The sequence below is a fragment of the Pseudomonas azadiae genome, assembly GCF_019145355.1.
Lineage (GTDB): Bacteria > Pseudomonadota > Gammaproteobacteria > Pseudomonadales > Pseudomonadaceae > Aquipseudomonas > Aquipseudomonas azadiae.
In genome coordinates this window covers 1,346,371-1,369,039 of the sequence record NZ_JAHSTY010000002.1, presented here as the reverse complement: position 1 = coordinate 1,369,039, position 22,669 = coordinate 1,346,371, and the positions used below count along the sequence as shown (strand labels likewise).

At 61.4% G+C, this 22,669-nt stretch carries 15 protein-coding genes; 13 read left to right on the top strand and 2 right to left on the bottom strand.

Annotation, left to right across the window (positions count from 1 at the left end):
- Positions 1–59 precede the first annotated feature (59 nt).
- Entirely contained in the window at positions 60–4,919 is a 4,860-nt protein-coding gene (locus KVG91_RS22615; protein WP_169376247.1) for an NAD-glutamate dehydrogenase, read from the bottom strand.
- 510 nt (positions 4,920–5,429) lie between these two features.
- Between KVG91_RS22615 and KVG91_RS22610 the strand changes: the two genes are divergently transcribed.
- From KVG91_RS22610 to KVG91_RS22570, 9 genes are all read left to right on the top strand, one after another.
- Positions 5,430–7,148, top strand: coding sequence for a dermonecrotic toxin domain-containing protein (locus tag KVG91_RS22610; protein ID WP_169376246.1), 1,719 nt, complete (start codon positions 5,430–5,432; stop codon positions 7,146–7,148).
- 125 nt (positions 7,149–7,273) lie between these two features.
- Entirely contained in the window at positions 7,274–7,624 is a 351-nt protein-coding gene (locus KVG91_RS22605; RefSeq protein ID WP_169376245.1) for a hypothetical protein, read from the top strand.
- Positions 7,625–7,915: 291 nt separating this feature from the next.
- On the top strand, positions 7,916–8,875 hold the full coding sequence (locus KVG91_RS22600; RefSeq protein ID WP_003174327.1) for an AAA family ATPase: 960 nt from the start codon (positions 7,916–7,918) through the stop codon (positions 8,873–8,875).
- A 5-nt stretch (positions 8,876–8,880) separates the two neighbouring features.
- On the top strand, positions 8,881–9,813 hold the full coding sequence (locus KVG91_RS22595; protein ID WP_169376244.1) for a DUF58 domain-containing protein: 933 nt from the start codon (positions 8,881–8,883) through the stop codon (positions 9,811–9,813).
- Complete coding sequence (locus KVG91_RS22590) at positions 9,810–10,304, top strand: DUF4381 domain-containing protein (RefSeq protein ID WP_028616472.1); 495 nt, start codon at positions 9,810–9,812, stop codon at positions 10,302–10,304. The genes KVG91_RS22595 and KVG91_RS22590 overlap by 4 nt, the downstream gene beginning before the upstream one ends.
- Positions 10,297–11,385 (top strand): vWA domain-containing protein, encoded by a 1,089-nt coding sequence (locus KVG91_RS22585; protein WP_169376243.1) that lies wholly within the window; start codon positions 10,297–10,299, stop codon positions 11,383–11,385. Before KVG91_RS22590 ends, KVG91_RS22585 begins: the two co-directional genes overlap by 8 nt.
- A complete protein-coding gene (locus KVG91_RS22580) occupies positions 11,382–13,121 on the top strand; it encodes a tetratricopeptide repeat protein (RefSeq protein ID WP_169376242.1) in 1,740 nt (579 codons plus the stop codon). Before KVG91_RS22585 ends, KVG91_RS22580 begins: the two co-directional genes overlap by 4 nt.
- On the top strand, positions 13,118–14,758 hold the full coding sequence (locus KVG91_RS22575) for a BatD family protein (RefSeq protein ID WP_169376241.1): 1,641 nt from the start codon (positions 13,118–13,120) through the stop codon (positions 14,756–14,758). Before KVG91_RS22580 ends, KVG91_RS22575 begins: the two co-directional genes overlap by 4 nt.
- Positions 14,759–14,832: 74 nt before the next feature.
- A complete protein-coding gene (locus KVG91_RS22570; protein ID WP_169376240.1) occupies positions 14,833–15,360 on the top strand; it encodes a hypothetical protein in 528 nt (175 codons plus the stop codon).
- Positions 15,361–15,411: 51 nt separating this feature from the next.
- Here the strand turns inward: KVG91_RS22570 and KVG91_RS22565 are convergent, their stop codons facing one another.
- Positions 15,412–15,792 carry a hypothetical protein gene (locus KVG91_RS22565; RefSeq protein WP_169376239.1) on the bottom strand — a complete coding sequence of 127 codons (381 nt, stop codon included), beginning with the start codon at positions 15,790–15,792 and terminating at the stop codon, positions 15,412–15,414.
- Positions 15,793–16,551: 759 nt separating this feature from the next.
- Between KVG91_RS22565 and KVG91_RS22560 the strand changes: the two genes are divergently transcribed.
- From KVG91_RS22560 to KVG91_RS22545, 4 genes are all read left to right on the top strand, one after another.
- Positions 16,552–16,854 carry a DUF6124 family protein gene (locus tag KVG91_RS22560; protein WP_178115104.1) on the top strand — a complete coding sequence of 101 codons (303 nt, stop codon included), beginning with the start codon at positions 16,552–16,554 and terminating at the stop codon, positions 16,852–16,854.
- Positions 16,855–17,085: 231 nt separating this feature from the next.
- Positions 17,086–18,327, top strand: a complete 1,242-nt coding sequence (locus KVG91_RS22555; protein ID WP_169376238.1) for an exonuclease SbcCD subunit D C-terminal domain-containing protein — start codon at positions 17,086–17,088, stop codon at positions 18,325–18,327.
- Complete coding sequence (locus KVG91_RS22550) at positions 18,324–21,962, top strand: AAA family ATPase (RefSeq protein ID WP_169376237.1); 3,639 nt, start codon at positions 18,324–18,326, stop codon at positions 21,960–21,962. Before KVG91_RS22555 ends, KVG91_RS22550 begins: the two co-directional genes overlap by 4 nt.
- Entirely contained in the window at positions 21,959–22,564 is a 606-nt protein-coding gene (locus tag KVG91_RS22545) for a glutathione S-transferase (RefSeq protein WP_169376236.1), read from the top strand. The genes KVG91_RS22550 and KVG91_RS22545 overlap by 4 nt, the downstream gene beginning before the upstream one ends.
- Positions 22,565–22,669: the final 105 nt, after the last annotated feature.

The following is a 22,669-nucleotide window of genomic DNA, read 5'->3' as shown; positions in this document are numbered from 1 at the left end:
CAAAAAAAATCCCCGAATCGTAAGATTCGGGGATTCTTTTTGTTACGCCGGCACCTGCATTACAGCACCGACTGACCACTCAACGCCAAGTCCAGCAACTCACGGTTGGCCACCGCGTACATGGCGTAGTCCGTACCCACGGCGGCACGGATTTCCACCATCATTGCGCGCCAGCGATCGGCCATGTCCTGGTGCTGCTCAAGCCACAGGGCCACGCGGGCTTCCATGTCTTGTGGCGCATCGGCCATTTGCAGAACCGAGATGGTAATCGCCCGCTGCTGCCAATCCACATCGTCGCGGAAGGCTTCACGGGCCTGGGCCTGCCAGTTGTTGGCCACCGGCAGATCGCTGATCTGCTGCAGGTACCACGGCAAGTCCAGCGCGCTGCCGACGGCGAAGTAGGCCTTGGCCACTTCGGCGGCATCATGCCCGGTGACGTCGGCGGCTTCGATGATCGGCAGCAAGGTGTACAGGTGCGTGGTGCCTGCCACCATGCGCGCCAACAACTCCGGCACGCCGGCTTCGGTGTAGGCCTGGTAGCGGGTCTGCCAGCCTTCACGGGTCGGGCCTTCCAGCAGTTCGTCGAGCTTGAGGCCCAACGCCGCCAGGTGCGGACCGAAGTGCGCGGTGTCACGGCCAGCGTCCTGCTCGTTGCGACGGCTGCGCAGGAACCAGCGCGTGGCGCGACGGCCCAGGCGCATCAGCTCGTCCATCAACTGCAATTGCACGTCGGCCGAGACCTGGTGATCCAGGGCTTCGATCTGACGGAACCAGTGCGGGAGATGGAAGATGTCGCGCACGATCACATAAGCGCCCGCCACGTTCGCCGGGCTCATGCCGGTCGACTCTTTGAGTCGTTGAACAAAGGTGATGCCCATGTGGTTGACCAGGTCGTTGGCGATCTGGGTGCTGACGATCTCGCGCTTGAGGCGGTGACGGCGCATGGCTTCGCCAAACTTGGCCACCAGGCTTGGCGGGAACGCGGTTTCCATGTCACGGGTCAGGTACTCGTCATCCGGCACCTGGGACTTGAGCAGCGCTTCCTTGAGGTCGATCTTGCTGTAGGAAATCAGCACCGACAGCTCCGGACGGGTCAGGCCCTTGCCATTCGCGGCGCGCTCGACGAGCTGCTCCTCGGTCGGCAGGTACTCGATGGCGCGGTCCAGCTTGCCACGGCCTTCCAGGTCGCTCATCAGGCGCTTGTACTCGGCGGCACGCTCGTAGGCACGGCGCGCCGACAGGGACAGGGCCTGGGTCTGCTTGTAGTTGTTGCCCAACACCAGGTGGCCGACTTCGTCGGTCATGCTCGCCAGCAACTGGTTGCGTTGCTTGTCGGTCATGTCACCGGCCTGCACCACTTCGTTGAGCAGGATCTTGATGTTCACTTCGTGGTCGGAGCAGTCCACGCCGCCGGCGTTGTCGATGAAGTCGGTGTTGGAACCGCCGCCATTGAGGCCGAACTCCACACGACCCAGTTGGGTCATGCCGAGGTTGCCGCCCTCGCCCACTACCTTGCAGCGCAGCTCGTTGCCGTTGACGCGCAGCGCGTCGTTGGCCTTGTCGCCCACGTCGGCGTGGCTCTCGGTGCTGGCCTTGACGTAGGTGCCGATGCCGCCGTTCCACAACAGGTCCACCGGCGCCTTGAGCAAGGCGTTCAGCAGTTCGGTCGGGGTCAGCTTGTCGGCCTTGATGTCGAAGCGTTCTTTCATCTGTGGCGAGATGGCGATGCTTTTGGCGCTGCGCGAGAAGATACCGCCGCCTTCGGACATGATGCTGGTGTCGTAGTCGGTCCAGGCCGAGCGCGGCAAGTCGAACAGGCGCTGACGCTCGACGAAGCTGGTCGCCGGGTTCGGGTTCGGGTCGATGAAGATGTGCATGTGGTTGAAGGCTGCAACCAGTTGCAGCTTGTCGGACATGAGCAAGCCGTTACCGAACACGTCGCCGGCCATGTCGCCGACGCCCACCACGGTGATGCTGTCTTCCTGCACGTTGATGCCGCGCTCACGGAAGTGACGCTGCACACCGACCCACGCGCCCTTGGCGGTGATGCCCATTTTCTTGTGGTCGTAACCGGCGGAACCACCGGAAGCGAACGCATCGCCCAGCCAGAAGCCGTAGTCGATGGCGATACCGTTGGCGATGTCGGAGAAGGTCGCAGTGCCCTTGTCCGCCGCCACCACCAGGTACGGGTCATCGTCGTCATGCCGCACGACGTTGGCCGGCGGCACCAGGGCGCCGTCTTTCAGGTTGTCGGTGATGTCCAGCAGGCCGGAAATGAAGATGCGGTAGCAGGCGATGCCCTCGGCCGCGATCTCGTCACGGCTGCCGCCCAATGGCAGGCGACGCGGCAGGAAGCCGCCTTTGGCGCCCACGGGCACGATGACCGAGTTCTTCACTTGCTGGGCTTTTACCAGGCCGAGCACTTCGGTACGGAAGTCTTCTTCACGGTCGGACCAGCGCAGGCCGCCGCGGGCCACGTTGCCAAAGCGCAGGTGCACGCCTTCGACGCGCGGCGAGTACACGAAGATTTCAAACTTCGGCACCGGCTTGGGCAGCTCGGGGATCGCGTGCGGGTTGAACTTGAAGCTGAAGTACGACTTGTTCTGGCCGTTGGCGTCGGTCTGGTAGAAGTTGGTGCGCAGGGTCGCCTTGATCAGGTCCAGGTAGCGACGCAGGATGCGGTCTTCGTTGAGCACCTGGACGTCGTCCAGCGCGGTGAGGATCGCTTGTTCCAGGCGTTGCTGCTTGTCTTCCAGGTCGTCGGCGGTGAGCTTGCGCGCCAGGTAGAAGCGGGTCTTGAACAACCGGGTCAACTCGCGGGCGATGTCGGTGTGGTTGTTCAGGGTGCTGGCGATGTAACCCAGGTCGAAGCCCAGGCGGATCTGCTTCAGGTAACGGGCGTAGGCACGCAGCAAGGCCACATCGCGCCAAGGCAGGCCGGCGGTCAATACCAGGCGGTTGAACGCATCATTCTCGGCGTCGCCATGCACGATGTGCACGAAGGCATCCTGCAGGGTGTCGTTGAGCTGCTGGATATCCAGGTTCACGCCTTCGGCGGCGATGAACGCGAAGTCATGGATCCAGAACTCACGGCCATTGGCATGCCGCAGGCGGTAAGGGAATTCACCCAGCACGCGCAGGCCGAGGTTTTCCAGGATCGGCAGCACGTCGGACAACGCCAGCGGGGTGTCCGCATGGTAGAGCTTGCAATGCAGCTCGCGCTGGCCGGAGACCTGGCCCAGCGGCTGATAGAAGCTCATCACCAGCGGGTTGGCTTCGGTCAGGCTGTTGAGGTGCTGCATATCGACCACGGCCGAATGCGCGGCAAACCGCTCGCGGTAGCCGGCCGGGAAGCCTTTGGGGAAATCCGCCAGCACATTGGTGCCGTGGGCTTCGCCGAAACTTTCCACCACCAGGCTGGCGTAGTCGTCCTGCCAGCTACGGCAGGCCTGCACCACCTCTTTTTCCAGTTGCAGCGGGTCGATGTCCAGGCGGTTCTTCGGGTCGACCCGCAGAATCAGTTGCACACGGGCCAGTACGGACTCAGAGAAGAAGGTCCAGAATTCGCAATCCGAGGCTTTCAGGCGATCCATCAGCACTTGCTGGATCTTCTGGCGCACTTCAGTGGAGTAGATGTCGCGTGGCACATAGGCCAGGCAGTAGCAGAAACGTCCGTACGGGTCTTTGCGCAGGAACACGCGGATCTTGTTGCGTTCCTGGATCTGCACGATCGACATCACGGTGCTGAACAGCTCATCGACCGGGGTCTGGAACAGGTCATCGCGCGGCAGCACTTCAACCACTTGAGCCAACTCTTTGCCCAGGTGAGCCTTGGCCTGGAAGCCGGAGCGGCGTTCGATTTCGGCGACCTTGCGGCGGATGTAAGGAATCACCCGCACGCTTTCGCCGTACACCGAGGAAGTGTACAGGCCCATGAAACGGTGTTCCTTGATGACCTTGCCGTCGGCGCTGATCTCACGGATCGACACGTAGTCCGGGTAAGCCGGCCGGTGCACGCGGCTCGGGTGCGCGGCCTTGGCAAACGACAGCACGGTCGGCTCGCGCAGGTAGGCCACGGCGTAGTCTTCGATGCGCAGGTCATCGGCGGTGAGGCCGGCGCGCAGCAACTTGGTCAGACCGAGGAACGAGCTGGCGTCATATTCGAGATGACCGCCGTCCGCCTCGTCACGTACCACGAACTCCTCATAGCCGAGGAAGGTGAAGTGGTTGCCCACCAGCCATTCGAGGAAGTTCTTGATCTCGGCTTTTTCTTCGCCGTCGATGCTGAACGGGCTGGCGTCGATACCGGCGAGCAGGTCCTGGACCTTGGCTTTCATCGGTTCGAAATCGGCCACGGCCACGCGCACTTCGCCCAACACCTGCTCAAGCTCTTTGCTCAGCACGTTCAGTTCGGCGGCGTTGGCGCAACGGTCGATTTCCAGGTACATCAGCGATTCTTGCTGGATGCCTTCGCCCTGGGTGCCCTTGGGCAGAATTTCCAGCAGTTCGCCCCTGCCGCCACGACGCGTACTGAGCACGGTGGTCTGCAGGGTGTGGATGCTGTAGCCACGGCGGTTCAGCTCGGTACGGACCGAATCCACCAGGAATGGCAGGTCGTGGTGCAGCACTTCGACCGCGGTGTGGGTCGATTGCCAGCCATGACGTTCATAATCGGGGTTGTAGACCCGCACTTGCGGTTGGGTGTGGTCAAAGCGCTCAAGCAGGCGCCAGGCAGACAGGGTGCAACCGGCCAGGTCGGACAGGCGACGCTGGGTCAGTTCATCCAGGGAAATAATGCCGAAGAATTGCTCAGCGAACAGCGCCACTTGTGGCAGTGCCTGTTCACTGATGTGCTGCGCCAGTGCCGCTTGCAGTTGGTGCTGGAAGTCGGCCTTGCTGGCTGCGGTGAAGAACGCCATCTGTGGTACTCCGCTTGGGCTTGTTATTGATGGAAGCGTCGCGTGTTATCCCCTTGCGGGGAGACCGTCAGCTCTGATTCGCAGGTAAGCATAGGGCAGCTTAACGGATCGGAGTGACAGGTGGGTGAAGCTGGACAAGACGGTCAGGTCACATCCGATGCGCCACACAGCAGGTGACGGGATGACGGGCAGGTCAACAACCTGACGGTGGCGCATCCACTGCGCAGCTTAACGATTATAAGAAGACGCTTGCTTGCCGCACTGCGACATATTCGGTCAAGGGCAGGCAGCCGCACGTGCGGCACAAGCTCTTGCAGCCACGTGAGGCATCAATAGATTTTGTTGCGCCATCCAATAGATATTCTTGATGAAATCATTATTCGCTAATTACCAATAGGTAAAGGTCACGGCGCAACGAACTCAGCACACCGTTCACTATTTTTATTTGCGCTGAAATGACAATAAATTCCACGTCAGGGATGACGCGTTTTCATATGAGCGAAACGAACGATGAACATCTCTGATTCGAATCTAAACTTTATTCCTCAGCCATCCCCAGCCGAACGATTTGCCCCAAAGCTTACGCCCAAAACACCTCCGACCAAACCGACGGAGCTTCCAGACGCGCCCGTAAAACCAAAGGCGAGCCCGAACGACCCAGTATGGCGCCTTCAATATGAGAAATGGAAAAAAGACAACATCGGGAAATCCAACGAGTGGAAAGATCAGAATATACCCGAGTACCTGAAAGTATTTCGCGAGCATGAGAACGCTGTCCAAGCCGAGCTTGGCATAAAAAATTTCGCCGTCAGTCAGTATGTCGCTACGCCTGACCCAAGAGAAACGACCCGCGCTCAAATAAAAGCCCACTACAAACAGTACGGTCTTGACATAGACCCGGATAAAACCTATCTAGTCACAGTGGCTTATAATAAACGTGGCAATAAAGAGCCTTACCCCGGCACGATCGTCAGCAAAATTTCGCTGACGGACGCTGCCATTAAAAACATACAACATACGCCCGGCCACAGCGACTTGCCCAAGACATCATTCAACCCATTCCAAAGCGTCCCGCCTTCGGTGAAAATCGTCGACGACTTGACCATTGGCCATACGAGTCACTCTGGCCGTCATGGCTACATGCGGAACAAAGACGCCATTAACACTCAACAGTATGAGGGCATTTATGTCGACCCCAAACCAGGCACCAATACTTACGACCGTTCCAATCAACTGTCGATCGTTTCCCCGAAATCCTTCCGCAAATACGTGTGGGACACCAATTTCAGCAAACCACACATCGAAGAATTAAAGAAGTACTGGAACACCCATCGAGACACGTACACCACGTTGACCAAGATGGCGTTTGCCACTTCAGCCCATCAACAATATGCCGAGGGCTCGCTGAGCAAAGAAGAGAGAGACATGGCCCTGAATGTCGCTAACGTCGCCACGGGCAAATCAATTGGCGCGCTGAAGGCAGGAGACTTCCAGCGGCCCTACAATCAAGATCCAAATCTGAAAATTAAAGAACTTACTTTTCTAGGGAAGCCCGCTTCAGGCATCTTTTATGTCACGAATGAGACGACAAAAAAAACCCTGCTCTACATGACTGGCAACTCATCGCCGATCCTCCCGTTCGACAGCCCTGAAGCCATGCGTAAGTGGCTGTCCAACCAGATGACAGACGAAAACAAACGTAAGCAATTTGCGCAATACTTCAAACATGGCGATCGAGAAAACAAAATACTCGAGGCGGGCGTCGATAAAAAGCTTGAAATGGAAGCCAGGTTTGCAAAAGACCGTGAGGGGCTGCTCGATTGGCCTTTTGGCGGCAACGATATTGTTGACCCGTTCAAAGCCATGCAAGCCCGCGCGGAACAATTCAGCTACGACAACACCGATTTCGACTATGTCACAAATGACGACATCAACAAAACAGCAGTTCTCGATACCTTAAAAGCCGTTGGCAAGGCCTTGATTATACTTGGCCCGCTGGCGGCGGCTTTTCCGCCAGTCGGGTACGCGATCTTGGCTTTCAATCTTGGCGTGGCTGCCACAGAAGTAGGTTTTGGTATTGATGACCAAGCGAGAGGACGACCGGGAGGATCTGACCGGATAGTCTATGGACTATTTAACGCAGCGGCGGTCGCAACCAAAGAGGTTGCTCTTGGTGCGGCGGGCGGCGTTATAAAGAATAAATTTATACCGTCATTTGATCCGAAATAATCCGTCCTGCACCCAGCGGCAGATGACATCCTCTTGACCTGTGCGAGAGCGCCATCTGCAATCCAGCAGCAAAAAAGTCATGATAGTGTATTAATACCCATGAACATGCTTCCTAAGGCTCGGCTATGAAACTCTCCACCCCCCACCTGATCGTCAACCCCTGCGACGAAGAAGAAGACAACATGGCCATGCTCTGCTGCCACGGCCAGAACGGTGAGATGTTCATGCTCAGCCGCTACCCGGATGAAGCGGAAGTCGAGCTTACCTGGGACTACGAACCATCGACCCTGGACGGGCTGAAGATCACCCTGGGCGCCACGACCTTGCTGGTTGAGCTGGCCGCCGGCGATGCCGATGCGCTGGGTGGCAAGGACCAACTGCAGATCACCCACAAAACGGCCGCATCGGATCTGGCGGAGGTTGAAGAAACCTTGCGCAACATCCTCAACGGCACCGGTACTTTCGTCCGGATCTAGGCCAGCACTTTGATGCTCCGAAGATCAAATGTGGGAGCGGGCTTGCTCGCGAAGAGGCCGTGTCAGCCACTGCATCAGGTGACTGACACACCGCTTTCGCGAGCAAGCCCGCTCCCACACTGACCGCGTTCACTACAGTACGTATGCGATCTACACAAAAATCCTACAAGTTTTGCCAAAAATACCCGTTACGTCGTTAGTCGCCACCCCCTCCCATGCATTAAAGTAGGCGCCCCAGCCCGGCGCACGTGTCATGACGCCCCAGGCTCATCTTTCCAGGAACCGTCATCGATGGAACATCGTGAAGCGCTGCTTGCGCTGCGAACCTTTCTTTCTACGCAGATTCTCGGCCAGGAAAAACTCATCGATCGCCTGCTGATCGCCTTGCTCGCCGACGGCCATATGCTGGTCGAAGGCGCGCCGGGCCTGGCCAAGACCAAGGCCATCAAAGAGCTGGCCGAAGGCATCGAAGCGCAGTTCCATCGTATCCAGTTCACCCCCGACCTGTTGCCCGCCGACATTACCGGCACCGAGATCTACCGTCCGGAAACCGGCAGCTTCGTGTTCCAGCAGGGGCCGATCTTCCACAACCTGGTGCTGGCCGACGAAATCAACCGTGCGCCGGCCAAGGTGCAGTCGGCGCTGCTGGAAGCCATGGCCGAGCGCCAGGTCAGCGTCGGGCGCAGCACCTATGACCTGTCGCCGCTGTTCCTGGTGATGGCCACGCAAAACCCCATCGAGCAGGAAGGCACTTACCCGCTGCCCGAGGCGCAGCTCGACCGTTTCCTGATGCACGTCAAGATCGGCTTCCCCGATGCCGCCGTCGAACGGCGTATCCTGCAACAGGCCCGTGGCGAAGCGCTCAACGGCGAAACCAAGCCCGAACGCCGTGTCAGCCAGCAAGCGATCTTCGCCGCGCGCAAGGAAATCCTCGGCCTGTACATGGCCGATGCGGTGGAGGAATACCTGGTGCAACTGGTGATGGCCACCCGCACCCCGGCCAAGTTCGACCCGGAGATGGCCGAGTGGATCGCCTACGGCGCCAGCCCACGCGGCTCCATTGCGCTGGACCGCTGCGCCCGCGCCCATGCCTGGCTGGCCGGGCGTGATTTCGTCAGCCCCGAGGACATCCAGGCCGTGTTGTTCGACGTACTGCGCCATCGCATCATTCTGTCGTTCGAAGCCGAAGCCGCCGGTATTGACCAGGACCGCGTGGTGCAGCGCATTCTCGACGTCGTTGCCGTCGCTTGAACCCGATGAACGCAAGCGATGGGATCCGCGTCACGCTCAGCGAATTGATCGAGATGCGCCATCGCGTGCGCGAAGTGCAATTATTCTCCACGCCAAGCCAGCGCAGCCCATTGACCGGCCTGCACCATTCCAAGCTGCGCGGGCGCGGCGTCGACTTCGACCAGGTGCGCGTGTACCAGGCCGGCGATGATGTACGCACCATCGATTGGCGCGTGACCGCACGCACTCAGGAGCCGCACACCAAACTGTTCCATGAGGAGCGCGAACGGCCGATCTTCATCATGGTGGAACAAAGCTGCCGGCTGTTCTTCGGCTCTGGGCAAATGTTCAAGTCGGTGCTGGCCGCCCAGGCGGCGAGCCTGATCGGCTGGGCCGCGCTGGGGCACAACGACCGCGTGGGCGGGCTGGTGTTCGGCGACAACGAGCACTACGAAATCAAGCCGCGCCGCAGCAAGCAAAGCCTGCTGCAACTGCTCAACCGCCTGGTGCGCGTCAACCAGAGCCTGAGCACCGAAAGCCGCCCGGAAGCCGACGCCCTTGGCATGGCCCTGCGCCGTGGCCGCGAAGTGTTGCGCCCCGGCAGCCTGGTGATCGTGATCTGCGACGAACGCGCGCTCACCGAAGGTGCCGAGCAACAGCTGAGCCTTTTGTCACGCCATTGCGATCTGCTGCTGTTACCGATCTCCGACCCCCTGGACCACGCCCTGCCCGCCGCCGGACTGCTGCGCTTTGCCGAACGCGGCGCGCAACTGGAACTGGACACACTGAACTTCGATTTGCGCCAGGCCTACAAGGCCCAGGCCGAAGCGCGGATCGCCCGCTGGGAGCTGCTGGCCCAGAAACTGCGGATTTTGCTGATGCCCTTGAGCACCCAGGGCGAAATGGTCGAGCAACTGCGCGACTACCTCAACCCGCAACGCCCGGCTAAAAAACAATGAGCAGCCTTGACCAACTGCAACCGCTGATCGCGCCGCCGGCCATCGGCTTCTGGCCGCCCGCGCCCGGCTGGTGGCTGTTGCTGCTGGTGATCCCACTGCTGGGTTGGGGCCTGTGGTCACTGCGACGGTTCCTGCCGACCCGCCGCCCCATCGCCCGTGCCGAACAACCCTTGGACCCGTTGCGCATTGCCGCCCTGGCGGAGCTGGCACTGATGCCCAAACCCTACGACGGCGCCCCGGCCGGCGCCTGGCTGCAGCAGCTCAATGGCCTGCTCAAGCGCCTGTGCCGCAACGACTATCCCTACAGCCAAAGCCACACGCTCAACGGTCGCAAGTGGCTGGCGTTCCTCGACAACCGCTGCCCCGCCGCCGGCCTGACCCGCTGGATGGTGTTGGTGGAGGGCGCGTACAAACCTGAATGCAAGCTCGACGACAAGGCTATCGCCGGCCTGACCCAAGCCGTCGACACCTGGATTCGCAAACATGTTTGAGTTCGCCTGGCCGTGGATCTTCGCCCTGTTGCCGTTGCCGTGGCTGATGCGCCTCGTGTTGCCGGCGGCCGACAGCGGCGAACCCGCCCTGAAAGTCAGCTACCTCAGCGACCTTGAAGGCCTGGCCCGCCGCCGTGCCCGCGTCAACCTGCCCGGTTGGCGCCAGCAAGCGCCCTTCGTGGTGCTGTGGCTGCTGCTGTTGAGCGCCGCTGCGCGCCCGGAATGGCTCGGCGAGCCGCTGCCGATTGCCGCCAGTGGTCGTGACCTGCTGGTGGCGGTGGACGTGTCCGGTTCCATGGATTTCCCGGACATGCACTGGCGAGACGAGGAGGTAAGCCGCTTGAGCCTGGTCAAACACCTGCTCGGCGATTTCCTGGAGGGCCGTGAAGGCGACCGCGTCGGCCTGATCCTGTTCGGCAGCCAGGCCTACCTGCAGGCGCCGCTGACCTTTGATCGGCGCACCGTGCGCACCTGGCTGGATGAAGCGCGCATCGGCATCGCCGGCAAGAATAGCGCGATTGGTGACGCCATCGGCCTGGCCCTCAAACGCCTGCGCCAGCGCCCGGCGCAGAGCCGTGTGCTGATCCTGGTCACCGACGGGGCCAATAACGCCGGGCAGATCGACCCGCTGACCGCCGCGCGCCTGGCCGCGGAGGAAGGCGTGAAGATCTACCCGATCGGTATCGGCGCCGACCCGGAACAGACCGGTTCCCTGGGCATCCTGGGAGTCAACCCGAGCCTGGACCTCGACGAACCGGCGCTCAAGGCCATCGCCGAAACCACCGGTGGCCAGTATTTCCGCGCCCGCGACGGCGAAGAACTGCAAGCGATCAAGCAAACCCTCGACACACTTGAACCCGTCGCGCAACAACCGACCCAGGCGCGCCCGGCGCTGGCGCTGTACAGCGCGCCGCTGGCCCTGGCCTTGCTGCTGAGCATGCTACTGGTGATCCAGGAGCGTTGGCCGAACAACGCCTTGCAGCGACTGTTCAATCGGCTGTCGAGCAAAGGGATGTTCCTGCCACAGCACCCGCAATGGCGTCAGCGCCTCAAACGCCTGCGTTTGCGGAGGCGTCGATGATCGACCTGTGGCCGCATTGGTTCCGTCCGTGGTGGTTGCTGCTGCTGCCGTTGCTCAGTTGGTTGCTGTGGCAGTTGTGGCACCGGCAGAAACGCGCCGGGCGCTGGCAGATGATCCTGCCGCCTGCCTTCCACGCCGTGTTGCTCAGTGGCGGCAATGGGCGCGAAAGCAAATCACCGTGGGTGGTGCTCGGCGTCGCTTGGCTGTTGGCCGTGCTCGCGTTGCTCGGCCCCAGTTGGCAGCGGGTTGAGCAATCCAGCCAGAAGCCGTCCGATCCTTTAGTGGTGCTGCTGGAACTGACCCCGGAGATGCTCGCCACCGACAGCCCGCCGAACCGCCTGGAACAGGCGCGACGCAAGCTGTACGACTTGCTGCAGGCACGCAGCGATGCGCAAACCGCCATCGTTGTCTACGCCGGCAGCGCCCACACGCTGGTGCCGCTGTCTGACGACCTGGGCACCAGCCGCAACCTGCTGGAAGCCTTGCGCCCCTCGATCATGCCCGAGCCCGGCCACCGCGCCGACCTTGCGGTCGAGAAAGCCCTGGGCCTGCTCAAGCAAGGCGGCCTCGGCCAGGGCCGCCTGTTGCTGGTGGGTTCCTCGCTGTCCAAACAGGAACGCCAGGGCATTCGCCTGCAACTGCAAAACGCCCAGGCGCCGAGCCTGTCGATCCTCGGCATCGGCAGCCGCGAGGGCACCCCGGTCACCCAGGAAAGTGGCGAGTTCCTCAAGGACGAACAAGGCGCGATCCTGGTGCCGCGCCTCGACAGCCCGACCCTCAAGGCCTTTGCCAGCGAAATGGGCGGACGCTACCGCGCTGCGCGCCTGGACGACAAGGACCTGCGCCAGCTCGGCGTGCTGGACCCGCCGCAAAGCCTGCGCAACGACGGCCAACGGCTGCACCTGGACACCTGGGCCGACCAGGGTTACTGGCTGCTCCTGCCCTTGTTGCTGCTGGCCGCCTGCGCCGGGCGGCGTGGCTGGTTGTTCTGCCTGCCGCTGCTGCTGTTGAGCGCGCCCCAGCCCAGCTATGCCTTTGGCCTGCAGGACCTGTGGCTGCGGCCCGACCAACAAGGCCAATACCTGCTCAAGCACAAACGCCCCGCCGAAGCGGCCGAACACTTCCAGGACCCGCAGTGGCAAGGCGTGGCACTGTACGAAGCCGGTAACTATGCCGAAGCCATCAAGCGTTTCGCCGAGGGCAATGACGCCTACGCGCATTACAATCGCGGTAACGCCCTGGCCAAGTCCGGAGAGCTGGAAGCCGCCGTCGACGCCTACGAACAGGCCCTGGAAGCGCAGCCCGACCTGCAACCGGCGCTGAAAAACAAGGCATTGGTGGAGACCCTGATGCAACAGCAGGCGCAACCGGAGCCCACTGCGCCGGCAAAAAACCAGGATGACGAAACCACCCAACCCGGCCAAACTGCGCAACCGGGCGCCAGTGGGCAAAACGCCACGGGTGGCGAGCAGTCGTCCCAGGGCCAGGGTGAGGCCGGCACTGGCGATACTCAAACCGGCGCCACGCCCCGCACCGGCGGCAACGAAGTGCCCGGCAGCGAACTGGGGGATGAACAGACCACTACCCCGCCGCTGCGCCCGAGCGATGCCAGCCTCGACGGCGAGCAGCGCCAGGCCCTGGAGCAGTGGCTGCGGCAGATCCCGGACAACCCCGGGGAATTGCTGCGCCGCAAATTCTGGTACGAACAGCAACAACATCAGGACAAGACTCGATGAGCCGCCGCACCACCCTACTGCTTCTGCTCGCCTTGTCGGCAGGCCACGCCCAGGCGGCGAACCTGAGCGCCAGCGTCGACCGCAGCCGCCTCAATTCCGGGGAGACGGTGGAACTGACGGTGGAGTCCAGCGATGTCACGCAGTTCGGCAAGCCCGACCTGTCGCCCCTGGAGGCACAGTTCGAAGTCAGCGGTACGCGGCAGATCAACCAGCTCACCACCCTGGACGGCGACAATCACGCCACCACGCGCTGGATCATCACCCTGCTGCCCAAGGAAAACGGCAGCGTGATCATCCCGCCCCTGCAAGTGGGCGAGTACAAGACCCAGCCGATCAGCCTGCAAGTGGTGGAAACCGCCAGCCAGAACACCGCCGCCGAACTCGCGCCGGTGTTCATCGAGGCCGACCTTGACCAGACCAGCGTCTACGTCCAGGCCCAGGCGCTGTTGACTGTGCGCGTGTACCACTCGGTGTCGCTGTATGACGACAGCAACCTTACGCCGTTGCAGATTCCCGATGCACGCGTGGAGCAACTGGGCGAGTCGCGCACCTATGAAAAAGTCATCAACAGCATCCGCCACGGCGTGATCGAAACCCGCTACGCCATTTACCCGCAACACAGCGGCACGCTGGCGATTGCGACCCAGACCTTCAGCGCGACGCTGGTGGAATCGCGTCCGCCGCAGGAGAACACGCTGCAGGGCACCAAGCCCGGCAAGCTGATCCATGTCAGTTCGGCGCAACTGCCGCTGGTGGTCAAGCCCAAACCGGCGCTGTACCCGGCCGATACGCCCTGGCTGCCGGCGCGCAGCCTAACCCTGGCTGAAAGCTGGAACCCCGAACCTGAACAGGTGCAAGTGGGCGACTCGCTGACCCGCAGGCTCACGGTCAAGGCCGAAGGCCTGTCCAGCGCGCAATTGCCGGCCCTGCCCAGCACCGATATCAACGGCCTGCGCCGCTACCCGGACCAACCGGTGCTCGGCAACCAGGCCAGCGACCGAGGCCTGACCGGCAGCCGCGAAGATCGCGAAGCGCTGGTGCCCACCCGCGCAGGCCCGCTGGAACTGCCCGCCGTGGACGTGGTGTGGTGGAATACCCACGAAGACCATCTGGAACGCACCAGCCTGCCGGCACGCACCCTGCAAGTGGCGACCAACCCGAGCCTGGCGGTCGACACACCCGCCACGCCCACCGTGATTACCGCCCCCGACGACAACCACCTGTGGCTGTGGCAACTCAGCACCCTGCTTCTGGCCTGCACCACCCTGCTGGGCTTTGGCCTGTGGTGGCGCGCGCGCTGGCAGCCCGCCGTGCTACGCGCCGCACACACCGGCCCAAGCCCACGCAGCCTGCTCGACGACCTCAAGCGCGCCACCCAGGCCAACGACCCCCATGCCACCCGCCAGGCCCTCGACGCCTGGGCCCGCCAACAGCCGGAAACCCTCGCCGACATGGCGGCGCGGTTCGTGCCGCTGTCGGATGCCTTGGATGGGTTGAACGGCGCGCTTTATAGCGAAGGTGGTCATTACTGGCTGGGGGAAGATCTGTGGCGCGCGGTGAAGGCGATTCCGATGGCTGAGCGCGAGGTGGACCCGACGGCGGATAGCACGAGCTTGCCGCCTTTGTATCCCAAGTAAGTTTGGGCACAACTTAAGTTAAAACAGCAGAGGCCGATAGAGCGATGTAGCCTTCTATTAGTGGAGATTATCCAATGGCCATTACTCTGAATGTTTCATACGCACCGATGAGTAGGCAGACCGATGCTTATGTCATCAAAAATCCGAATCAAGTCACCAATGCATTCACAATTACCGAAGCCTCCGAGGCAGCGGATGCATTGAAGCTTGAAAAGCAGGAAAAGATAACCCAACTTAAAGATTTTTTGAAAAACTATGACATGACGTCGATCAGCACCGACGAACTTAAGATAGTCGGCAGCAAACTTTATGACGAAGGAATGATCAGTCGACGAGCATTTGGGATGTTTATAGAGGGTGACCGAGCATCTGACGCGAACGGATTCCAGACCAATACGCATGTAAAGTTCAACGCCATTGCCTTATTCAACGAAAGGCTTGAGGACACCAGGGCGTTTTTTGAAAGTGAACCGGCGGTAGCCAGACAAGACGGCGCAATGGATTACTTGCAAGGTATGATAAATGCTAATCACGCGATAAATGCACTGGCTTACTTTGCGAAATCTGCAAATAGCGACTTATCAATAAGAGAACAGGCATGATGCCAGCAGCTGGCGCGTCGGGGTCTAAGCCCCGGCGCGCCTCCCTCCGCTCTATCGACCGTACCTCACGGCCCCCGAGTAGGATTTAGAGACAGCATCGTCGTTATTCAACACCACGCGGTAGTTACCAAAAGCCCCTGAGTATGAAGCGTTATTACCTATACTGAACGACACTCTATTCCAAGAAGAACCGACGTCTTGCTCAATATATATTTCCGGCGCCCGGCCAACACCACCCGTTGAAACCGTCGCATCAATACCCGCCCCGGAACAGCCATTGGCGGAAGTGATTTTGAAAGGACCATGCGCTGTGATCGCCGTCTTCGGCGGTATGATTCCAGTGTAGCTCTCGTTAATGTACAAACATGAAGCAGACACTTGAGCAGAAACCAACATCAATGCCGCAAGAGGTAAAGCAATAAGGCTTTTCATAATATTCTCCGCAATCATTGAGAAAGTACTAAAGCGCACAACATGTAGAGCGTGTCACTTGATCGCCCCACGCACTCGACCTTGCATGATTTGATGAACAAAGTAAGCCAGCTGCTTCCTAAAATCAGTAAGGACTCTTCTGTCATACCTCGCAGTAGGAAATAGTCGGACACTTCCTAGTCCCGCTTACTGGCGATTAAAACTGCGGAGTTGAGGCGCTTCATTTACAGCCAGTGCTCTCAAAAAATATTGTTGGAAACTTGCTGACACAGCACGAATGGCTTCTGCTATTGGCGAAAAATCCAGATTCAAAACCTGAGCATTACCTGTGGGAGCGGGCTTGCCCGCGATGGCGGTGTGTCAACCAGCACATGCCCAACTGACCTGGCGCCATCGCAGGCAAGCCAGCTCCCACAGTTGACCGTGTCGTCTGTGCGACATGGGTTGTTAAAGGCCAGCAATCCATATCCCTTTAATTTGCAGGAAGTTTCCTAGACAATCCCACGGCCTTGCGCCTGTTCAGTTCACTGGCTAGCCTTCGTTCCGTCGCTGCATATCAGCGATCGGGTGTGAGAACCCGGGAACCAGTAGGCGCCAAACGCCACAATCGTCTGAACCATGTTTATGGCGGCTGTGTGCGGGCAGACTTCGGTCTGGCCGGAGTCCTACTGTCCGGTTTTCTCACCCTGCACATAGCTGCCACCCTTTTGTCGAGTGAGACCGACACTTCGGTGGCTCCATTTCAGTAGGAACTTCTATATGAACAAAATCGTCCCCGACCCGCCCCGCTTCACCCCCGACCGCAAAATCTTCGAACGCGCCCTGAGCCACTACCTGCAACCCGCCTCAGCGCCACCCTTCACCGTGCACCAAGACCTCAGCTTCGAAGACGCCCTCGCGCAAATCTGCGACCTGCTGCGTTGCGCCGCCGCGACCGCAGCCGGCACCTGCCAGGCGCTGAGCGGCGAACAGCGCCACATGGCCGGCGCCACCGAGCACTTGATCAACAACGCCAAAACCCTGGCCGACCGAGCGCTGGACTGCCTGCAACCACCGTCATAACGCTCTATCAGAAACAACACATAACCCCTGTGGGCGGGCTTGCTCGCGAATGCGGAGTGTCAGTCAGCACATGTTTATCTGACACACCGCCTTCGCGAGCAAGCCCGCTCCCACATTGGATCTGTGTTGCCTGGGGCGACGTGGTCACATTCCGGGTAAACTCCCTTCCTTTTCACCGCCCTTCTCTGTTCATGGCGGTCATTCACTTTTCTGTTATTCACGGAGTTCGCCTTGCGTCTGTTCCACACCTCCGACTGGCACCTGGGCCAAAACCTCCACGGCCAGGAACGCGACTTCGAACATGCCTGTTTCCTGGGGTGGCTGCTGGGCCAGCTCAAGGCCCACTGTCCGGATGCGCTGCTGATCGCCGGCGATATCTTCGACACGGTCAACCCGCCGCTCAAGGCTCAGGAGCGGCTGTACGATTTCATCATCAGCGCCCACGAACAAAACCCCAACCTGACCATCGTGATGATCGCCGGCAACCACGACTCCGGCTCGCGCATCGAATTGCCCGCGCCGCTGATGCGCCGCTTGCGCACCCATGCCCTCGGCCGCGTGCTGTGGCTGGATGATGGGCAACTCGATGCCGAGCGCTTGCTGATCCCCCTGCCGGATGCCAAGGGCAAGGTCGCCGCGTGGTGCCTGGCATTGCCCTTCCTGCGTCCGGCGGAAGTCACCGGTGCACACTTGGGCGACGATTACCTGCGCGGCATCGGCCAAGTGCATGAATGGCTGATCGCCGCCGCCAACGCCAAGCGCAAGAAAGGCCAGGCGCTGATTGCCATCAGCCATGCGCACATGGCCGGTGGCTCGGTGTCGGAAGACTCCGAGCGCAGCCTGATCATCGGCAATGCCGAGGCGCTGCCGGCCAGTCTGTTCGATAGAAGTGTTGCCTATGTGGCCCTCGGCCATTTGCACAAGCCGCAAAAGGTCAATGGCGAAGAGCGCATTCGCTACAGCGGCTCGCCGATTCCGCTGTCGTTTTCAGAAATCAACTACAAGCACCAGATTCTCGACGTGACGTTTCAGGGCCAGGCGCTGGTCAGCGTCGAACCGCTGCTGATCCCCCGCGCCGTCAACCTGCAACGCCTGGAAGCCGCGCCCCTGGCCGATATTCTCAAACAACTGGCCGACCTGCCCGACGTCGACCTGCTGGCCGACACCCAGCGCCAGCCGTGGCTGGAAGTGCGCGTACGCCTCGACGAACCGCAACCCGACCTGCGCCAGCAGATCGAAAACGCCCTGGACGGCAAGGCCGTGCGCCTGGTGCGCATCGCCGCGGAATACGCCGGCAAACGCGGCAGCGACGCTACCGACGAAGAGCGCTTGATCGAACTTGACCAGCTCACGCCCCAGGAGCTGTTCAGCCGCGCCTGGCAGGACAGCTACGGCAGTGCGGTGGACGAACAGACCTTGAAGGATTTCGCCGTGCTGCTTCAGGAAGTGCAACAGGAGAGCGAACAGCCATGAAGATCCTCGCCATCCGCCTGAAGAATCTCGCCTCCCTGGCCGGCCCATTCGAGATCGACTTTACCGCCGAGCCCCTGGCCAGCGCCGGGTTGTTCGCAATCACCGGGCCGACCGGTGCCGGCAAAAGCACGCTGCTTGATGCACTGTGCCTGGCGCTGTTTGGCGCCGTGCCGCGCCTGGGCGATACCGGCCAGGCGAAAATGCCGGATGCCGACAGCGATATCTCCATCGGCGACCCGCGCACGTTATTGCGGCGCGGTACCGGTGGCGGTTACGCCGAAGTGGACTTTGTCGGCGTCAGTGGCCGCCGCTACCGTGCGCGCTGGGAAGCCAACCGCGCCCGCGACAAGGCCAGCGGCAAGTTGCAGAACAGCCGCCAGAGCCTGATCGACCTGGACAGCGACCAACTGCTGGCCAGCCAGAAAACCGAATACAAAACCCAACTGGAACTGGCCCTGGGCCTGAACTTTGAACAGTTCACCCGCGCCGTGCTGCTGGCGCAAAGCGAGTTCAGCGCGTTCCTCAAGGCCAACGATAACGAGCGCAGCGAACTGCTGGAGAAGCTCACCGATACCGCGCTCTACACCCAGCTCGGCCGACGTGCCTTCGACAAGGCCAAAGACGCCCGGGACGTGCACAAGCAGTTGCAGGACCAGGCCACCGGCGTGGTGCCCCTCGCGCCCGAAGCCCGTGCCGAGCTGGACCAGCAATTCGATGCAGCACAACAACAGCTCAAGACCCAGCAAGCCCAGCTCAAACAGTTGGAGTTGCAGCACACCTGGCTCAAGGAACTGCGTGAATGGCAGGAACGCCAGCTCAGTGCAGCCCAGGATTTACAGCGAGCGCAGGCCGAGTGGGCTAACCAGGCCCAGCAACGCCAGGACCTGAGCCGCCTGGACCAGTTGGCGCCGCAGCGCCATCACTTCGCGCGCCAGGCAGAACTGCGCACCGTGCTTGGGCCGTTAGCCGCGCAGATTCAGCTGTATCGCCAACAACAAGGCCAACTGCATACCCGCCAGGAACAGGCCCGGCAACAACAAGCCACGGCGCAGGCCGCATTGGCCCAAGCCCTGCAAAACCAGGGTGATGCCCTGCCTTTGCTGCGCCAGGCCTTTGAAGAGCAAAGCACCCTCGCCCACTTGACCAAGGAGCTGGCCAAGCGCACCGAGGACAAACAGCAGCACGAAAACGCCTGCCATGAAGGCCAGGTCCGGCTCAATGGCTTGCTCGACAAGCAGCGCCAGGTCGCCGAACGCCTGCAAAGCCTGGCCACCGAACTCGAACAGAGCGCCGCCCTCGCCCCGCTGAGCGATGCCTGGAGCGCCTACCGCGACCGCTTGCAACAGCTGATGCTGATCGGTAACCGCTTGAACAAAGGCCAGGCCGAACTGCCGCAACTGGAGCAACGCGCTACCCGCGAAGCCGAGCAGTTCGCCCAGCAACGCGAGGCCCTGGACCTGCTGTACCAGGAGGCCGGCGCCGAGCCCCATGCCGTGGCCGAACAGATCCAGTTGCTGGCCAGCCTGCTGCACGACAATCGTAAACAGCAACGCGCTTTCGAAGACCTGACCCGCCTGTGGGACAGCCAGCAACAGCTGGATCACCAGGCCGGCGTCCTCGCGCAAAAGCTTGCCGATGCCCAGCAGCAGCGTGAGCAACTGAACCAGACCGGCCTGCAAACCAAGGCCGAGCTGACCGTGGCCGAACAGACCCTGACGGTGACCAAACAGCTGCTGGAACGCCAGCGCCTGGCGCGCAGTGCCAGCGTCGAGGAACTGCGCGCGCAGTTGCAGGACGACCAGCCTTGCCCGGTGTGTGGCAGCCACGAACACCCGTACCATCAGCCCGAAGCGCTGTTGCACAGCCTCGGCCGCCACGATGAAAACGAGGAGGCCCTGGCGCAAAAAGCCGTGGATACGCTCAAGGAAAAACTCACTGAGCTGCGCGGCGAAGTGGGCGGCTTGATCGCCCAGCAGAAGGAATACCTGCAACAGCAGGAGCAACTGGCAGCGCAACAGCAAGCACTCAAGCCGAGCATGGACGCGCACCCGTTGTCCGCCGCATTGTTCAACCAGGATGCGGCCAAACGCAGCGCCTGGCTTGACCAGCAACTGGCCCAACTCACCCAAAGCATCGCTCAGGACGAACAACGCCAAGGCGCCCTGCTCAACCTGCAGCAAAACGCCGGGCGCCTGCAGCAACAACTGCAAGCCGCCCAGGCAGCCAGCCAGCAGGCGCGCCAATTACTGGCGGACCAGCAACGCGAAATGGCCAGTGACCGCGAACGTCTCGACCAGGAACTCAACGCCTTCGCCAGCCTGTTGCCAGCCGACACCCTGGAAGGTCTACGCGCCGAACCTGCCGCCACCTTCATGCAACTGGACCAGCAGGTCAGTCAGCGCCTTGAACAGCTCGGCCATCAACGCGACGAACTGGCGGAGCAACAGGCACGCCAACAGGCGATCGAAAAGGAACAGACCCACCAGCAGCATCGCCAGCAACAACTCGATGCGTTGGTTCAGCAAGTCACCGAACTGGCCGCCCAACACCGGGCTGCTCAGGAAAAGCTCGGCGCATTGCTCGGCGAACACAGCAGCGCCGAACAATGGCAGCAGCAGTTGGACCAAGCCGTGGCCCAGTCGCGTAACAGTGAGACCGAGGCCAACAAGCAGTTGCAAGAGGTCCACAACGCGCTGGTCCAACTCGCCGCCGATCTCAAGGCCCAGCAGGAACGCCAGCAGGCGCTGCAGGCCGAGCAACACACCCTCGACACGCGCATCAGCGAGTGGCGCGCCTTGCACCCGGAACTCGACGACGAAGGCCTCAACCGCTTGCTGACCGTTGATGAGGCCCGGGTGAGCCAATTGCGCCAGCAGGTGCAGCACAGCGAAAAAGCGGTCGAACAAGCTAAGGTCCTGCTGCAGGAGCGCGAGCAGCGCCTCGCCGAGCACCAGGCCCTGCACAACGGCAACCTCGAAGCCGAAGCACTGGACAGCGCCCTGGCCACACTCAACCAGCAATTGGCCGAGGCTGAAAAAGCCTGCGCCGAACTGCGCGCGCGCCAATCCGAAGACCAGCGTCGCCAAGAGGCCAACCAGGCCTTCGCCGCGCAGATCGCCCAGGCTTATGACGAATGGCAGCGCTGGGCACGCCTGAACGCACTGATCGGCTCGGCCACCGGCGACACCTTCCGCAAGATCGCCCAGGCCTACAACCTCGACCTGCTGGTGCACCACGCCAACGTGCAATTGCGCCAACTGGTGCGCCGCTACCGCCTCAAGCGCGGCGGCAGCATGCTTGGGTTGCTGGTGATGGACACCGAAATGGGCGACGAGCTGCGTTCGGTGCATTCGTTGTCCGGCGGCGAAACCTTCCTGGTGTCGTTGGCGCTGGCTCTGGGCCTGGCGTCAATGGCCTCCAGCACGCTGAAGATCGAGTCGCTGTTTATCGACGAAGGCTTTGGCAGCCTCGACCCCGAGTCGCTGCAATTGGCCATGGACGCGCTGGACGGCTTGCAGGCCCAGGGCCGCAAGGTGGCGGTGATCTCCCATGTGCAGGAAATGCACGAACGCATTCCGGTGCAGATCCAGGTCAAGCGCCAGGGCAATGGCTTGAGCACCCTGGAGGTCACGTGAGTGAAATCCTGCTGTATTCGTTCCGGCGCTGCCCGTATGCGATGCGCGCGCGCCTGGCCTTGGCCTATTGCGGTGTGCCCGTGCGCATTATCGAGGTGAGCCTGAAAGCCAAGCCGGCCGAGATGCTGGCCTTGTCACCCAAAGGCACGGTGCCGGTGCTGAGTGTGAAGGGCGTGGTAATCGATGAAAGCCTGGCGATCATGCAGTGGGCGCTGGCGCAGCACGATCCGGATGACTGGCTGCTACAGGGCGATCCGGCGCTGTTGGCACTGATTGCAGAGAACGACCACGGCTTCAAGTATCAATTGGATCGATACAAGTACGCCGAACGTTATCCCGAACAGCCCATGCAAGCGTATCGGGCCGCAGGTGAAGTGTTCTTGCGCAAACTGGAGCAATTGCTGGCCAAACGCGAGTACCTGCTGGCCGATCACCCGAGCCTGGCGGACATGGCCCTGGCGCCGTTTGCGCGGCAGTTTGCCCATGTGGATCGGGAATGGTTTGCCGCTGCGCCGTATCCAAGGCTGCAGCGGTGGCTGGAGCGGTTTGTGCAGTCGCCGCTGTTCATCGGCGTGATGGCAAAACCCCACGTGCTGTTGTAGTGAGCGGGCTTGCCCCGCGCCGGGTGGCGAAGCCGCCCCAAAGCAGTCCCTCAATTTCACCTGACACACCGCAGTGTTCCGATTGGGGCGGCTTCGCCACCCAGC

Bases quoted from the DNA above. Each gene is read 5' to 3' on its own strand.
- KVG91_RS22615 (WP_169376247.1), bottom strand. From the start codon at position 4,919: ATGGCGTTCTTCACCGCAGCCAGCAAGGCCGACTTCCAGCACCAACTG.
- KVG91_RS22610 (WP_169376246.1), top strand. From the start codon at position 5,430: ATGAACATCTCTGATTCGAATCTAAACTTTATTCCTCAGCCATCCCCA.
- KVG91_RS22605 (WP_169376245.1), top strand. From the start codon at position 7,274: ATGAAACTCTCCACCCCCCACCTGATCGTCAACCCCTGCGACGAAGAA.
- KVG91_RS22600 (WP_003174327.1), top strand. From the start codon at position 7,916: ATGGAACATCGTGAAGCGCTGCTTGCGCTGCGAACCTTTCTTTCTACG.
- KVG91_RS22595 (WP_169376244.1), top strand. From the start codon at position 8,881: ATGAACGCAAGCGATGGGATCCGCGTCACGCTCAGCGAATTGATCGAG.
- KVG91_RS22590 (WP_028616472.1), top strand. From the start codon at position 9,810: ATGAGCAGCCTTGACCAACTGCAACCGCTGATCGCGCCGCCGGCCATC.
- KVG91_RS22585 (WP_169376243.1), top strand. From the start codon at position 10,297: ATGTTTGAGTTCGCCTGGCCGTGGATCTTCGCCCTGTTGCCGTTGCCG.
- KVG91_RS22580 (WP_169376242.1), top strand. From the start codon at position 11,382: ATGATCGACCTGTGGCCGCATTGGTTCCGTCCGTGGTGGTTGCTGCTG.
- KVG91_RS22575 (WP_169376241.1), top strand. From the start codon at position 13,118: ATGAGCCGCCGCACCACCCTACTGCTTCTGCTCGCCTTGTCGGCAGGC.
- KVG91_RS22570 (WP_169376240.1), top strand. From the start codon at position 14,833: ATGGCCATTACTCTGAATGTTTCATACGCACCGATGAGTAGGCAGACC.
- KVG91_RS22565 (WP_169376239.1), bottom strand. From the start codon at position 15,792: ATGAAAAGCCTTATTGCTTTACCTCTTGCGGCATTGATGTTGGTTTCT.
- KVG91_RS22560 (WP_178115104.1), top strand. From the start codon at position 16,552: ATGAACAAAATCGTCCCCGACCCGCCCCGCTTCACCCCCGACCGCAAA.
- KVG91_RS22550 (WP_169376237.1), top strand. From the start codon at position 18,324: ATGAAGATCCTCGCCATCCGCCTGAAGAATCTCGCCTCCCTGGCCGGC.